We start from the raw sequence: 13,343 nt of genomic DNA on the forward strand, positions 1-13,343 counted from the left end.
GGGGGGCGTGTACCGGTTCCTGAGAACGCCCCGCTGGTGGGGGATCAACGTCTTCGTCCTGCTCGCGATCCCGTTCTGCGTCTTCATGGGGACCTGGCAGCTGGGCAAGTTCGAGGACCGCGTCGACTCCCATCGGGAGGCCGAGGACCGGCCCGCCGCGAGCTCGCTGAAGGCGGAGCCGCTGGACTCGCTGCTTCCGGTGGACAAGGAGACCTCGGGCCGGTCGGCCGAGGCGCGCGGGCGGTACGGCGAGCAGTTCCTCGTTCCGGACCGCGAGCTGGACGGCCGGACCGGCTCGTACGTCCTGACGATGCTGCGGACGGACGGCGGGCGGTCCCTGCCGGTGGTCAGGGGCTGGCTCCCCACGGGCGCTGAGGCGCCCGCCCCGCCGTCCGGCGAGGTGGCGGTGGTCGGTGCGCTCCAGGCCTCGGAGACCTCGGGCACGAGGGGCGTCCGTGCGGCCGGTGGGTTGCCCGAGGGGCAGCTCGGCATGATCAGCTCGGCGGCCCTGGTGAACGTGGTGACGGACGACGTCTACGACGCGTGGATCACCCTCGCCGACGCCCCCGCCGGCCTGGTCCCGGTCCCGGCGGCGGCCGCGGCGGGCACGGGTCTGGACGTGAAGGCGTTCCAGAACCTCGGCTACACGGCGGAGTGGTTCGTCTTCGCGGGCTTCGTGCTCTTCATGTGGTTCCGCCTGGTCCGCCGCGAGGCGGAGGCGTCCCGCGACGAGGCCCTGGGGCTGTAGCAGCCCTCAGGGCCCTCTCCGGGGCCTCAGGAGGCCAGGACCCCGGTCCGGTAGACGGTGCCCGCGCAGGCGTTGGGGATGCTTGCCGAGGCCGCGGGGCCGCCCGGTTCGGCGACATGGCTGACCAGGACGCTGCCGTCCGCCGGGCCGTCCTCGCGGAGCAGCTGGGGTGCCGTGCCGGCGTCCGCGCCCGAGCCGGCCTCGCCGCCGGTCTCCGGTCCCGTGCCCGTGCCGCCCGCGCCCGAGCCCTCGCTGGGGCTGGGGTCGACGGTGGGGTCGGTCGGCGGGGTGTCCGTCGGGGGCGGTGTGGTCGGCGGTTCGGTCGGCTCGGTCGGCTCCGTCGGGGTGGGCGTGGTCCCGGTCGTCGGGCAGGTCTCGCTCGGCACCCAGACGAACTTCACCTCGTAGGAGCCACTCGGCCCCAGGACCAGCGAGGACGACTCCTGCGAGGGGTCGGGCAGCCCGCTGCCGTCGCCCGAGGTGTGCCGGATCACCGAGATCCGCGAGGGGTCGGCCGCGCCGCGGGCCTCGAAGCTGACGGTTCCGCTGCCGTCCACGACACAGGACTGGCCGGAGACGTTGGCGATGCGGAAGGAGCCGTACACCTTGCCCTCGCCGTCGGGTCCGCCCGCGCCCGCCGAGCTGACGCCGAGCTGGCCGGCTCCGCAGCGCGGCACGGAGCCGGTGTCGGCGCCCTGCGTCTGCCGGGGGCCGCCGCCGGTCACGCCGGGGCCGGGCCGCTGCGGCTTGCCGGAGGAACCTTCCGCCGCGCTCTGGGTCGGGGACACGATGCTCGCGGGGGGCGTCGCGCTCCGGCCGCCCTCGATGCCGGTCTCGGCGCCGGTGCCGCCCTGGGCCTCCTCGCCGTGGCCGGCGTTCACCGGGCTGCCGGCGGCGGAGACGCCACCCGAGGCGGCGACGTGCACGAAGGCGGGTACGGCCGTGCCGATGAGGACCGCGGCGGCCGCCGCGCCGACGATGGCCTGCCGCTTGCGGGCCCGTCGGGCGGGCACGGCGCGGTGGAGGTGTTCGAGCGAGCCCTGGGACGGTTCGAGGCCGGACACGGCGCTCTGGAAGAGCCGCCGCAGCGCCAGTTCCTCGTCGCCGTCGCCCTCGCCGGGCTCGATGTTCACCATGCGCTGTCCAGTCAGGTCGTCATGTTCTTCTTCTCGGGCGTCGTCCTTGTCGCCGAGAGCCTCGCTCATGACGTCGCTCCCATCGCGACGCGCAGCGCCGCGATGCCCCGCGAACCGTACGCCTTCACCGAACCCAGCGATATCCCGAGCGCCTCGGCGACCTGCGCCTCGGTCATGTCGGAGAAGTACCGCAGGGCGAGCACCTCGCGCTGGCGCCGCTGGAGTCCGCGCATGGCCTTGATCAGGTCCTCGCGCTCCAGCAGGTCGTACGCGCCCTCCTCCGCGCTGGCCATGTCCGGCATCGGCTTGGACAGCAGCTTGAGTCCGAGGATGCGGCGCCGCAGCGCGGACCGGGAGAGGTTCACCACGGTCTGGCGCAGGTAGGCGAGCGTCTTCTCGGGCTCGCGCACCCGCTTACGGGCGGAGTGGACGCGGATGAACGCCTCCTGGACGACGTCCTCGCAGGAGGCCGTGTCGTCGAGGAGCAGCGCGGCGAGACCGAGCAGCGACCGGTAGTGGGCGCGGTAGGTCTCGGTGAGGTGGTCGACGGTGGTGCCGGCGGCCGCCACGCTCTCGGCGCTGGCCCGGGGCGACGGGATGCCGTCCACCGAGCCGGCGCGGGATCCGGTGGGCACGGGGGCGATCACCGGCATGCCGCCGAGAGGACGCGGACGGCGATAGGGGCCGACCGCGGTGCCGCGTACGGGGACGACGGCGACGCTCCGCGCGGGGAGCACCGCAGTGCCCGCGCCGCGCAGCGGAGCGATGGTCGCGATGTCGAGTAGCTCTGCCACGCATGTTGGACACGCTTCCCCCCGGCAGGGTTGTACGCGTACGCCACCCTTTTCGACGGCGACTTTTCTGTCCTCATGCGTAACCGTTCTCCCCCGATGCCCCGCCCTCACAGCGTGTCCACTGCCCACGACCGTGGGTGAACGCAGAGACGCCTCCACCCAACTACTGGTTGCAGCAAGGGGGAAGAGCATCGTCGACCACGGCATCAGCGCAGTTCAAGAGGTATCTGACGCCTATTTGCTCACAGGACGTTCACAGATCCTACAAAGCTGGGACAACCGATTCCGCTATCTGGAGGGCGTTGAGCGCCGCACCCTTGCGGAGATTGTCGACACAGACGAAAAAATCCAGCGCCCGCTCGTCGTCCAGGGAGCGCCGCACCCGCCCGACCCAGGCCGGATCGGTGCCGACGACGTCGGCCGGGGTGGGGAAGTCGCCCGCCTCCGGGTCGTCGTACAGCACGACTCCCGGCGAGGTCGCCAGGATCTCGTGCGCCCGGCCGACCGGCACGGGCCGCTCGAAGCGGGCGTGCACGGACACGGAGTGCCCGGTGATGACGGGCACGCGCACACAGGTGGCGGCGACCCGCAGCGCGGGCAGCCCGAGGACCCGGCGGGTCTCGTCCCGTACGCGCTCCTCCTCCGACGAGGCCCCGTCGGCGCCCGCCGTGCCCGACCAGGGCAGGACGTTGGACGCGAGGGGCCCGGGGAAGGGCCCGGTGTGCTCGCCGACGGCCCGCCGTACGTCGCCCGGGTGGGTGCCCAGGTCGCCGTCGGCGGCCACGAGACCGAGCTGCCCCCGGAGCGCGTCGACGCCCGCCTGGCCGGCGCCGGCGCCGCTGGCGGCCTGCTGGGCGGTGACGACCAGTTCGGTGAGCCCGAACTCGGCGTGCAGGGCGCCCACGGCGACGATCAGCGCGAGGGTGGTGCAGCCGGGGCTGGCGACGATGCCCCGGGGCCGTACGCGCGCCGCGTGCGGGTTGGTCTCGGGGACCACGAGGGGGACGTCGGGGTCCGCCCGGAACGCGGCGGAGGTGTCCACGACGACGGCGCCCTTGGTGGCGGCGATCGGCGCCCAGTGCGCGGCCACCGCCTCGGGCACCAGGAAGAGCGCCAGGTCGACGCCGTCGAGGGCCTCCTCGCTCAGCGCGAGGATCTCGCACTCCACCCCGCGCACGGAGGCCTTGCGGCCCGCCGAGCGCGGGGAGGAGAGGAGGCGTATCTCGCCCCAGACGTCCGCGTGGTGCGTGAGCATCTGGAGCATCACCGAGCCGACGGCTCCGGTCGCACCGACGACCGCGAGCGTCGGCTTCGACGTCATCGGCCGGTGCCTCCGTAGACGACGGCCTCGTCCGAGTCGCTGTCCAGACCGAAGGCCGAGTGGACGGCGCGCACGGCCTCGTTGACGTCGTCGGCGCGGGTGACGACGGAGATGCGGATCTCGGACGTCGAGATCAGCTCGATGTTGACGCCCGCGTCGGAGAGCGCGCGGAAGAAGTCCGCGGTGACGCCCGGGTTGGTCTTCATCCCGGCGCCGACCAGGGAGATCTTGCCGATCTGGTCGTCGTAGCGCAGCGAGTCGAAGCCGATCGCGCCCTTCGCCTTCTCCAGGGCGTCGATGGCCTTGCGGCCCTCGGCCTTGGGGAGGGTGAAGGAGATGTCCGTCAGACCGGTCGACGCCGCCGACACGTTCTGCACGATCATGTCGATGTTGATCTCGGCGTCCGCGACGGCCCGGAAGATGGCCGCGGCCTCGCCCGGCTTGTCCGGCACACCGACGACGGTGATCTTCGCCTCGGAGGTGTCGTGGGCGACGCCCGAGATGATGGCCTGCTCCACCTTGGGGCTCTTTTCTTCGGAGTGTGGCTCGTTGCTGACCCACGTGCCCTGCAAGCCCGAGAAGGACGAGCGGACGTGGATCGGGATGTTGTAGCGACGCGCGTACTCGACGCACCGGTGCAGCAGCACCTTGGAGCCGGAGGCGGCGAGTTCCAGCATGTCCTCGAAGGAGATCCAGTCGATCTTCTTCGCCTTCTTCACGACGCGCGGGTCGGCCGTGAACACACCGTCGACGTCGGTGTAGATCTCGCAGACCTCGGCGTCGAGCGCCGCGGCGAGCGCCACGGCGGTGGTGTCGGAACCGCCACGGCCCAGCGTGGTGATGTCCTTCTTGTCCTGGGAGACACCCTGGAAGCCCGCGACGATGGCGATGTTGCCCTCGTCGAGGGCGGTGCGGATCCGGCCCGGCGTGACATCGATGATGCGCGCTTTGTTGTGGACGGAATCGGTGATGACACCGGCCTGGCTGCCCGTGAACGACTGGGCCTCGTGGCCCAGGTTTTTGATCGCCATGGCCAGCAGGGCCATGGAGATCCGCTCTCCGGCGGTCAGCAGCATGTCGAACTCACGCCCGGCAGGGATCGGGGATACCTGCTCGGCGAGATCGATCAACTCGTCCGTCGTGTCGCCCATCGCGGAAACCACGACGACCACCTGGTGGCCGTTCTTCTTGGCGTCCACGATTCGCTTGGCGACGCGCTTGATGCCTTCGGCATCGGCAACGGAGGAGCCTCCGTACTTCTGCACGACAAGGCCCACGTGCGCTCCTCGCTCAGTGTGTGCCGCAGCCGGCGCTGCGATCGGCTCAGTCTAACGAGCGACCCGTGAACGCCCATGTGATCCCGGATGCTGAGACCGGGCGCTCACAGGGTGATCACTGCGGTCCTCCGAGGTCCCCTGTGGTCCTCTGAGGCCCCTGCTGGTCACTTCCTGAGCGGACGCATCCCCAGGGGAGCGCCGATCTCCTCCACCATCACGCGGCCCGCCTCCTCGGCGAGGTCGTCCTCGGTGAGGTCCTCGTCGATGTCGAGGCCGTCCAGGGGCGCGAGCGGCTGGTCGAGGCGGACGTGGGCGACGAGGGACTGGAGGGCGCGGAGGGTGGCCGAGGCCGTGGGGCCCCAGTTGGAGAAGTACGAGAACTGCCACCACCACAGGGCCTCGCTGGTCCGGCCGGCCCGGTAGTGGGCGAGGCCGTGCCGCAGGTCGCTGACGATGTCGGCGAGGTTGTCGGAGATGCGGGCCGGGACCGGCGCCTTGCGGGGCTCGTACGGGTCGAAGACCTCGGAGAAGACGTCGACCGGGTCGAGGAGCACGGCGAACCGCTCGCGCAGGTCGTCCACGTCGGGCTCGGGGCCCGTGTCCGTCTCGTACCGCTCGTCCGGGACGATGTCCTCGTGCGCGCCGAGCCGGCCGCCCGCGAGGAGCAGCTGCGAGATCTCCAGGAGCATGAAGGGGACCGCGCTGTCCGGCTCGTCGCCCTTGGCGACCTCGGTGGTCGCGACGATGAAGCTCTCGATGGAGTCGGCGATCTGGACGGCGAAGTCGTCGGGGTTCTGCGTGATCGCGTGCAGCGTGGGGTCAGACATCGAGGAGCCTCCCTGAGAGCGCGCCGGCCAGGTCGTCATACATCTAGCAGCCTCCGCCCCTCGAAGGCACGGCCGAGGGTCACCTCGTCGGCGTACTCCAGGTCGCCGCCGACCGGGAGGCCGCTGGCGAGCCGGGTGACCTTCAGCCCCATGGGCTTGATCATCCGCGCCAGGTACGTCGCGGTGGCCTCGCCCTCCAGGTTCGGGTCGGTCGCGAGGATCAGCTCGGTGACGGTGCCGTCGGCGAGCCGCGTGAGCAGTTCGCGGATGCGCAGGTCGTCCGGGCCGACGCCCTCGATCGGGCTGATCGCGCCGCCGAGGACGTGGTACCGCCCCCGGAACTCGCGCGTCCGCTCGATCGCCACGACGTCCTTCGGCTCCTCGACCACGCAGATGACGGTCAGGTCGCGGCGCGGGTCCCGGCAGATGTTGCACTGCTCCTGCTGGGCCACGTTGCCGCAGATCGCGCAGAACCTGACCTTCTCCTTGACCTCCAGGAGCGCGTGCGCGAGCCGCCGGACGTCCGTGGGCTCGGCCTGGAGGACGTGGAAGGCGATCCGCTGCGCGCTCTTGGGACCGACGCCGGGCAGCCTGCCCAGTTCGTCGATGAGGTCCTGAACAACGCCTTCGTACACGGAACGCCCTTCCGAGGGAGTGCTTGATTCTTACGGTAGTAGCTGGGGGCGGGCCTTAATAGCCCACGGGAGCCGTAAAGCGGCCCGGGAAGGGCCGGGGCTCAGAAGCCCAGGCCCGGCATGCCGCCCATGCCCTGCGCCAGCGGGCCGAGCTTGGCCTGCTGGAGCTGCTGCGCGTTGTCGTTGGCGGCCTGGACGGCGGCCACGATCAGGTCGGCGAGCGTCTCGGTGTCCTCCGGGTCGACCGCCTTGGGGTCGATCACCAGGCCGCGCAGCTCGCCGGAGCCCGTCACGGTCGCCTTCACCAGGCCGCCGCCCGCCTGGCCGTCGACCTCGGTCGCGGCGAGCTCCTCCTGGGCGCGCGCGAGGTCCTGCTGCATCTTCTGGGCCTGCTGGAGAAGCTGCTGCATGTTGGGCTGACCACCACCGGGAATCACGGTCACTCCTGAGGTTCGGTACGTCCGTATGTCGGTACGCCGAGCCTACGTGGTCCCCGGCCGCCCTGCCCCACCACTCTTTCGAGTGAGAAACTGCGGGCTCCTCTACCTGATCAAGACCCTCTTGCGGGCGGAAATCCCGGGATTCCGGGCCCGTCGCCCACCATTCGGCGGTAGGAAGGGCAGGCACCACGTGCACCGCACGTCACAGCAGGACACGCGCGCTGAGCTGAACAGAGGAGTCCCCCGGTGAGCCAGCAGCCGGAGATGCCGCCACCGGGACCCCCCGGGGGAGACGTCCACCGCGATCTGACCGGTACGCCGTTCCCCCTGGGCGACTGGGGCGAGCCCGCCGAGCGGCTCGACGAGCTGTACCGCTGGGTGGAGTCCAACGCCCTGCGCACCGCCGAGTGGTACCTCTCCGACCGCGACCGGAAGCGCCTCTGCGCGCGCGTGCTGCGGATCGGCACGGCCGCCGGGGTGATCGCCGGTGCCGCGCTGCCCCTGCTCGACCTGACGCGGGTCGCGGAGGGCGCCGCAGGGCTCGGCTACCTCTCGCTGCTGCTCGGTGCCGCCTGCCTGGCCTGCGACCGGTACTTCGGCCTGACGTCCGGCTGGATGAGGGACGTGGCGACCGCCCAGGCCGTGCAGCGCAGACTCCAGGCGTTGCAGTTCGACTGGGCCTCGGAGAGCGTCCGGGAGGTGCTCGGGCCCACGGAGGGCACCGCGAGCGAGGCGGCCGAGCGCTGTCTCGGCGTGCTGCGCCGCTTCTCGGAGGACGTGACGGAGCTCGTACGGGCCGAGACGGCGGACTGGATGGTGGAGTTCCGTTCGGGCCCGGCGCCGCTCGCGCTCCAGTCGGTCGGCGTGGTGCCCGCCCGGGCGGAGAGCTCCCACCCGTCGGGCCGCTTCCCGCTGCCGCCCGGCACCCGGCCCAACATGCCGCGCCAGCGGCCCCCGGAGGCCCGCTAGGACCTGGCCGGGGGCCCGCCCGGCCGGGTTCTCAGCTCAGGATGATCATCGAGCCCTGGGCGAGGCTCCGGGTCACCGCCGCGTGCAGGCCCAACCACACATGGCGCTCCCGCGCGAAGGGGCTCCCGTCCAGCTGGATCGGTACGGCCGGTTCCTCCAGGCTGGTCGGCCGCTCCGGCGGTACGGGGGCGGCCGGCGGGTTCGCCGGGTCGATGCCGATCGAGGGGGCCACGTACTGGAGCTCCCGGAGGAGTCCGTACGAGGAGCCGAGCGGTCCGCCGCCCTCCAGGAGCTCGTCGCTGGCGAGCGGCACCGGGAAGTCGACCGGCACGTACGCGCCCGCGTGGTCGTAGTGCCAGACCAGGTGCGACTGCTGGGCGGTCGCCTCGAACATCTCCAGGAGCTGCTCGTAGTCCCCGCCGAGCTCGCCGACCGGTTCGACCGGCAGTCCGCACATCTGGAGGAGGTAGGCGCGCCGCAGGAAGTGCAGGGCCTCGTAGTCGAAGCCGGCGACCGGGGCGACGTCGCCGGAGAGCCCCGGCATGTACGCGTAGACGGGCACGGTCGGCAGGCCGGACGCGGTGAGCACGGCGTCGTACGCGGCGATCTCTTCGGCGAAGGGGTTGTCGGGGCTGTGGCACAGCACGTCGACGAGGGGGACCAGCCACAGGTCACAGGCCAAGGGAGGCTCGCTCTCCGTCAGTTGCGGGGGACGCTCGCGCGCGTTTGCAGGGACGGCCAGGTTAGTCGGCGTCCCACGGGCGCCGTCCACCCGTTGAGGACCTGCCCCCGGAGCCCCGCCCTCAACCGCCCCGGCGCTCCGCCGGGTCCCGCCGTTCCAGCCGGTCCGCCCACTCCATCGAGTGCGCGTTGTACTCCCGTACGACCGAGACGGCCGCGTCGGCGTCACCGCGCGTGATGGCGTCGACCAGGTCCACGTGGCCGCTCCACAGCCAGCCCAGCATGTCCCGTTCGGAGCGCAGGTACGGCACGGAGAAGACCCAGGCCTGGACGCGGAGGCGGTGCAGGAAGTCGGCGATGTAGTCGTTGGCGGAGACCAGGCGGCCCAGTTCGCGCCAGTAGCGGATGTCGTACCCGATGAGGATGTCGAGGTCCCCGGCGCGGGCCGCGCGGGCGGCGGCCTCGCCGCGGCGCCGTACGGAGACGAGCGCGACCCCGATGCCGAGGTCGGGTCCCTGGGCGGGGGCCGTGGCGGGCGGCGGGGGCATCGCGGGCGCGTGGCGGCGGAAGATGCCGTCGACGACGAGCATCCGGGCCTCGACCATGCCCCGGTAGTCGTCGACCGAGTACTGGTGGACGCGGAAGCCGCGGTGCTGGTCGGAGTCGAGGAGGCCTTGCGCGCAGAGGTCGACGAGCGCTTCCCGTACGGGGGTCGCGGACACGCCGTACTGCTCGGCGATCTGCTTGACGGTGAATTCCTCGCCCGGCTGGAGACGGCCCGCGAGCACTTCGTCACGCAGCGCGTCCGCGATCTGCTGTCGCAAGGTGTTGCGGGTGACAGCTCCGCTCGCGGGCATCTTGGTCGGTCCCTCCGTCCGGCTCCGGACACCCTAGTCCAGACGGAGGGAACGTCCCCGTACTGCGGTTACGCCGTGTGCTCGTCGGCCACCGAGAGGGCCGCGTCGAGGGCCGCGAGGCCCTCCTTGGCCTCGGCCTCGGAGACGTTGCAGGCGGGAACAGCGTGGGTGCGGTTCATGTTGACGAAGGGCCACAGGCCGTTCTTCTTCGCCGCCGCGCCGAAGGCGGCCATCGGCGCGGCGGCCTCGCCGGCCGCGTTGTACGGGACGAGCGGTTCGCGCGTCTCGCGGTTCTTGACCAGGTCGAGCGCCCAGAAGACGCCCAGGCCGCGGACCTCGCCGACGGAGGGGTGGCGCTCGGCGAGCTCGCGCAGGCCGGGGCCGAGGACGGTCTCGCCGATGTGGGCGGCGTTCTCGACGACCTTCTCGTCCTCCATCACCTGGATGGTGGCGACGGCGGCGGCGCAGGCGAGCGGGTGACCGGAGTAGGTCAGTCCGCCCGGATAGGGGCGCTTGTCGAAGGTGGCGGCGATCTCGGCGTTGATGGCGACGCCGCCGAGCGGCACGTAACCGGAGTTGACGCCCTTGGCGAAGGTCATCAGGTCGGGGACGACGTCGAAGTGCTCGGCGGCGAACCACTTGCCGGTGCGGCCGAAGCCCGCCATGACCTCGTCGAGGACGAAGACGATGCCGTACCTGTCGCAGATCTCGCGGACGCCGGCGAGGTAGCCGGGCGGCGGGGTCATGATGCCTGCGGTGCCGGGCACGGTCTCCAGGATGATCGCGGCGATCGTCGCCGGACCCTCGAAGGCGATCGTGTCCTCCAGGTGCTGGAGGGCCCGCGCGCACTCCTCCGCCTCCGTGGTGGCGTAGAAGGGCGAGCGGTAGAGGAAGGGCGACCAGAAGCGGACGACACCGGCGGAGCCGTTGTCGGAGGCCCAGCGGCGCGGGTCGCCGGTGAGGTTGATCGCGGTGGAGGTGGCGCCGTGGTACGAGCGGTAGGCGGAGAGCACCTTCGTACGGCCGGTGTGCAGCCGGGCCATGCGGACGGCGTTCTCGACGGCCTCGGCGCCGCCGTTGGTGAAGAAGATCTTGTCCAGGTCGCCGGGGGTGCGCTCGGCGATGAGGCGTGCGGCCTCGGAGCGGACGTCGACGGCGAAGGCGGGCGCGAAGGTGGCGAGCTTCCCGGCCTGCTCCTGGATGGCGGCGACCACGCGCGGGTGCTGGTAGCCGATGTTCGTGTAGACGAGGCCGCTGGTGAAGTCGAGGTAGCGGTTTCCGTCGTAGTCCCAGAAGTACGAACCCTCGGCGCCGGCGACGGCGAGCGGGTCGATCAGGCCCTGGGCGGACCAGGAGTGGAAGACGTGCGCGCGGTCGGCGGCCTTGACGGCGGCCCCGGCCTGGGGATCGGGTTCGATGACATGAGGGGTCATGGGGTCGAGGGTAAGGAACCGCAGGTGGGGCGGGCCATGGCCATCTTGTCCACCGAGACCGGGGCGGACGCGACACGTTGTTCCACCCCCTCCCCCATTGACAGCTTACTGTCGAGATGACAGTCTTCTGTCATGACAACGGAGACTGAGATCGAGACTGCGACCGAGACTGCGACCGAGACCGGGACCACGACCGTCCACCTCGCCGTCTACGACACCCTCGCGGACTGGGAGACCGGCCACGCCACGGCGTGGCTCGCCCGCGCCGGATACACGGTCAGGACCGTCGGCCCGGTCGCCGGAGAGCCCGTCACGACCCTCGCCGGCATCCGGATCGTCCCCGACCTCGCGCTCGCCGACCTCCGTCCCGAGGACAGCGCGCTGCTGATCCTCCCGGGCGCCGAGAAGTACGACGAGGGCGACGAGCTCGCCCCGTTCACCGCCAAGGCCCGCGCCTTCCTCGCCGCCGGGGTCCCGGTCGCCGCGATCTGCGGGGCCACGGCGGGCCTGGCCAAGGAGGGCCTGCTCGACGACCGCCCGCACACGAGCGCGGTCTCCTTCTACCTGGCCGCCACCGGCTACAAGGGCGGCGACCACTACGTCGACGCGGACGCGGTCCGCGACGGCGACCTGATCACGGCGGGCCCGACCGAGCCGGTCGCGTTCGCCCGCGAGATCTTCGCCCGGCTCGGCGCCTACGAGGGCAAGCGGGACGCCTGGTTCCGCCTCTTCCACGACTCGGACCCGGCGGCCTTCGAGGAACTGAACGCGTGAGCCGCGAGCAGCAGGACGCCCTCTCCCGCACGGCCCTCGGCGTCTTCCGGCTCAACGGCCAGTTCCTCGCCGTCTCGGAGAAGCTGGCCGAACCGGCGGGCCTGACCGCCGCCTGGTGGCAGGTCCTCGGAGCCGTACTCCCCGAGCCCCTGCCGGTCGCCGGGATCGCCCGCGTCATGGGCATCACCCGGCAGAGCGTCCAGCGGATCGCGGACCTGCTCGTACGGGAGGGACTCGCGGCGTACGAGCCGAACCCGGCCCACCGCCGCGCCAAGCTCCTCGCCGCCACGGAGGCGGGCCGGGCGGCGATCGCCCGCATCGAACCGGGCCACGCGGAGCTGGCCGCCCTGCTCCAGCGGGAGTTGGGCGGCCAGGAGGCCTTCGACGAGACCGTACGGGTCCTGGAACGGCTCTCGACGGCCCTGGAGGCGATCAGCGCGAGCGGGCGGGATCCGCAGGGCCAGTGAACCGGGGCCGCGGGACCCGTGAACCGGGGCCGGTCAGCCGAGGATCACGTCCACCGGGCAGCGGATGCCGGACGCGCGGGCGAGCCGGCCGTCCGCGGTGACCAGCGCGCAGCCGTACGCCTCCGCCGCCGCGACGTAGGCCGCGTCGCACGTCGTGAGGTTCCCCCGCAGTTCCCAGATCCGCGGCAGGAGCACACGGGACGACGGAACGACGGGTTCCAGCTGGGCGAGCGCGGCGACGGCGTCCTCGGCGTGCTCCTTGGAGATCTTCCCGGCGAGCAGGTGCCCCCGGATCACCGAGAGCACTTCGATCGTCCAGTGCTCCGGCGCGATCCATCTGCTGTCGGCGGCGAGGGCGGCGCGGCACCGGTCCCCGGTCGCCCCCTCGTCGATCTGCAGAGCAACCACGCATGCACGGTTGCATGCATGGTTGCGGGCCGCGATCGGGGATCAGCGGACGTCAGCTCCCTCGGGGCCCTCGGGGCCCTTCCGCAGCGCCCCCGTCACGTACTCCATCGCGCGGGTGAACTCCGGGTCGGTGAGCCGGCGGGCCGCCTCCTCTTCGGAGACGTCCTCGATGTGGGTCTGGACCCACCAGAGGTTCCCGTACGGGTCGCGGACCCGGCCGACCTTGTCGCCGAAGAACAAGTGGGTCACCTCGGTCACGGAGGTGCCGCCCGCCTCGACCGCCCGCCGGTGCACGGCCTCCGCGTCCTCCACGTACAGCCGTACGAAGGCGGGCGTCGGCTCCCAGCCCGGCGGGCTGTCGAAGGCCATGATGTGTCCGGTGCCGATCCGCAGTTCCGCGTGCCCGATCGTGCCGTCCTCCATGACGAACCGACCCAGCTCCTCGGCGCCGAACGCCCGCTCCAGATAGTCGATGAGCCCTGCCGTGTCGTGTCCGATGACCCAGGGCGTGACGGTGGTGTAGCCGTCCGGGACGGCCTTGATGTCGCTCATGGGACCGAGGCTAGGAAGCCACTA

General features: G+C 71.9%; 16 protein-coding genes. 4 read left to right on the forward strand and 12 right to left on the reverse strand.

The features are described from left to right. Nucleotides 1–7: 7 nt before the first annotated feature. Nucleotides 8–748, forward strand: coding sequence for an SURF1 family protein (locus tag ABT034_RS02610; RefSeq protein WP_351210477.1), 741 nt, complete (start codon nucleotides 8–10; stop codon nucleotides 746–748). Nucleotides 749–774: 26 nt separating this feature from the next. Here the strand turns inward: ABT034_RS02610 and ABT034_RS02615 are convergent, their stop codons facing one another. From ABT034_RS02615 to ABT034_RS02645, 7 genes are all read right to left on the reverse strand, one after another. Continuing rightward, nucleotides 775–1,953 carry a hypothetical protein gene (locus tag ABT034_RS02615; protein WP_351210478.1) on the reverse strand — a complete coding sequence of 393 codons (1,179 nt, stop codon included), beginning with the start codon at nucleotides 1,951–1,953 and terminating at the stop codon, nucleotides 775–777. Continuing rightward, nucleotides 1,950–2,678, reverse strand: coding sequence for a SigE family RNA polymerase sigma factor (locus tag ABT034_RS02620; protein ID WP_351210480.1), 729 nt, complete (start codon nucleotides 2,676–2,678; stop codon nucleotides 1,950–1,952). The genes ABT034_RS02615 and ABT034_RS02620 overlap by 4 nt, the downstream gene beginning before the upstream one ends. Before the next feature lie 262 nt (nucleotides 2,679–2,940). Then, complete coding sequence (locus ABT034_RS02625; RefSeq protein WP_351210482.1) at nucleotides 2,941–3,999, reverse strand: aspartate-semialdehyde dehydrogenase; 1,059 nt, start codon at nucleotides 3,997–3,999, stop codon at nucleotides 2,941–2,943. Continuing rightward, nucleotides 3,996–5,276 (reverse strand): aspartate kinase, encoded by a 1,281-nt coding sequence (locus ABT034_RS02630; RefSeq protein ID WP_351210484.1) that lies wholly within the window; start codon nucleotides 5,274–5,276, stop codon nucleotides 3,996–3,998. The genes ABT034_RS02625 and ABT034_RS02630 overlap by 4 nt, the downstream gene beginning before the upstream one ends. A gap of 164 nt (nucleotides 5,277–5,440) precedes the next feature. Further along, entirely contained in the window at nucleotides 5,441–6,103 is a 663-nt protein-coding gene (locus ABT034_RS02635; RefSeq protein WP_351210486.1) for a DUF5063 domain-containing protein, read from the reverse strand. A gap of 35 nt (nucleotides 6,104–6,138) precedes the next feature. Beyond that, entirely contained in the window at nucleotides 6,139–6,738 is a 600-nt protein-coding gene (gene recR / locus ABT034_RS02640; protein ID WP_351210488.1) for a recombination mediator RecR, read from the reverse strand. 101 nt (nucleotides 6,739–6,839) lie between these two features. After that, nucleotides 6,840–7,175 carry a YbaB/EbfC family nucleoid-associated protein gene (locus tag ABT034_RS02645; protein WP_148003706.1) on the reverse strand — a complete coding sequence of 112 codons (336 nt, stop codon included), beginning with the start codon at nucleotides 7,173–7,175 and terminating at the stop codon, nucleotides 6,840–6,842. A 267-nt stretch (nucleotides 7,176–7,442) separates the two neighbouring features. Between ABT034_RS02645 and ABT034_RS02650 the strand changes: the two genes are divergently transcribed. After that, nucleotides 7,443–8,147, forward strand: a complete 705-nt coding sequence (locus ABT034_RS02650) for an SLATT domain-containing protein (RefSeq protein ID WP_351211370.1) — start codon at nucleotides 7,443–7,445, stop codon at nucleotides 8,145–8,147. A 31-nt stretch (nucleotides 8,148–8,178) separates the two neighbouring features. Here the strand turns inward: ABT034_RS02650 and ABT034_RS02655 are convergent, their stop codons facing one another. The 3 genes from ABT034_RS02655 to ABT034_RS02665 all read right to left on the reverse strand — a co-directional run bounded on the left by ABT034_RS02655 (nucleotide 8,179) and on the right by ABT034_RS02665 (nucleotide 11,118). Then, entirely contained in the window at nucleotides 8,179–8,829 is a 651-nt protein-coding gene (locus tag ABT034_RS02655; protein ID WP_351210490.1) for a putative DNA-mimic protein, read from the reverse strand. 121 nt (nucleotides 8,830–8,950) lie between these two features. Next, nucleotides 8,951–9,685, reverse strand: a complete 735-nt coding sequence (locus ABT034_RS02660; protein ID WP_351210492.1) for a GntR family transcriptional regulator — start codon at nucleotides 9,683–9,685, stop codon at nucleotides 8,951–8,953. Nucleotides 9,686–9,753: 68 nt separating this feature from the next. Beyond that, the gene (locus ABT034_RS02665) at nucleotides 9,754–11,118 is read right to left on the reverse strand and encodes an aspartate aminotransferase family protein (RefSeq protein WP_351210494.1); all 1,365 of its coding nucleotides are present in this window, start codon (nucleotides 11,116–11,118) and stop codon (nucleotides 9,754–9,756) included. 132 nt (nucleotides 11,119–11,250) lie between these two features. On the opposite strand from ABT034_RS02665, the gene ABT034_RS02670 reads away from it, so the two are divergent. Together ABT034_RS02670 and ABT034_RS02675 are read left to right on the forward strand one after the other, a co-directional pair. After that, nucleotides 11,251–11,892, forward strand: a complete 642-nt coding sequence (locus tag ABT034_RS02670) for a DJ-1/PfpI family protein (RefSeq protein ID WP_351210496.1) — start codon at nucleotides 11,251–11,253, stop codon at nucleotides 11,890–11,892. Beyond that, nucleotides 11,889–12,359: a MarR family winged helix-turn-helix transcriptional regulator gene (locus ABT034_RS02675; protein WP_351210498.1), complete on the forward strand. Its 471-nt coding sequence runs from the start codon at nucleotides 11,889–11,891 to the stop codon at nucleotides 12,357–12,359. Before ABT034_RS02670 ends, ABT034_RS02675 begins: the two co-directional genes overlap by 4 nt. 33 nt (nucleotides 12,360–12,392) lie before the next feature. Here ABT034_RS02675 and ABT034_RS02680 read toward each other — a convergent pair whose 3' ends face one another. Then, entirely contained in the window at nucleotides 12,393–12,767 is a 375-nt protein-coding gene (locus ABT034_RS02680) for a type II toxin-antitoxin system VapC family toxin (protein WP_351210500.1), read from the reverse strand. A gap of 42 nt (nucleotides 12,768–12,809) precedes the next feature. Further along, a complete protein-coding gene (locus tag ABT034_RS02685) occupies nucleotides 12,810–13,319 on the reverse strand; it encodes a VOC family protein (RefSeq protein ID WP_351210502.1) in 510 nt (169 codons plus the stop codon). Between the last annotated feature and the right edge of the window lie 24 nt (nucleotides 13,320–13,343).

Origin of the sequence: Streptomyces sp. NPDC002773 (assembly GCF_040295605.1) — a bacterium.
GTDB lineage: Bacteria > Actinomycetota > Actinomycetes > Streptomycetales > Streptomycetaceae > Streptomyces.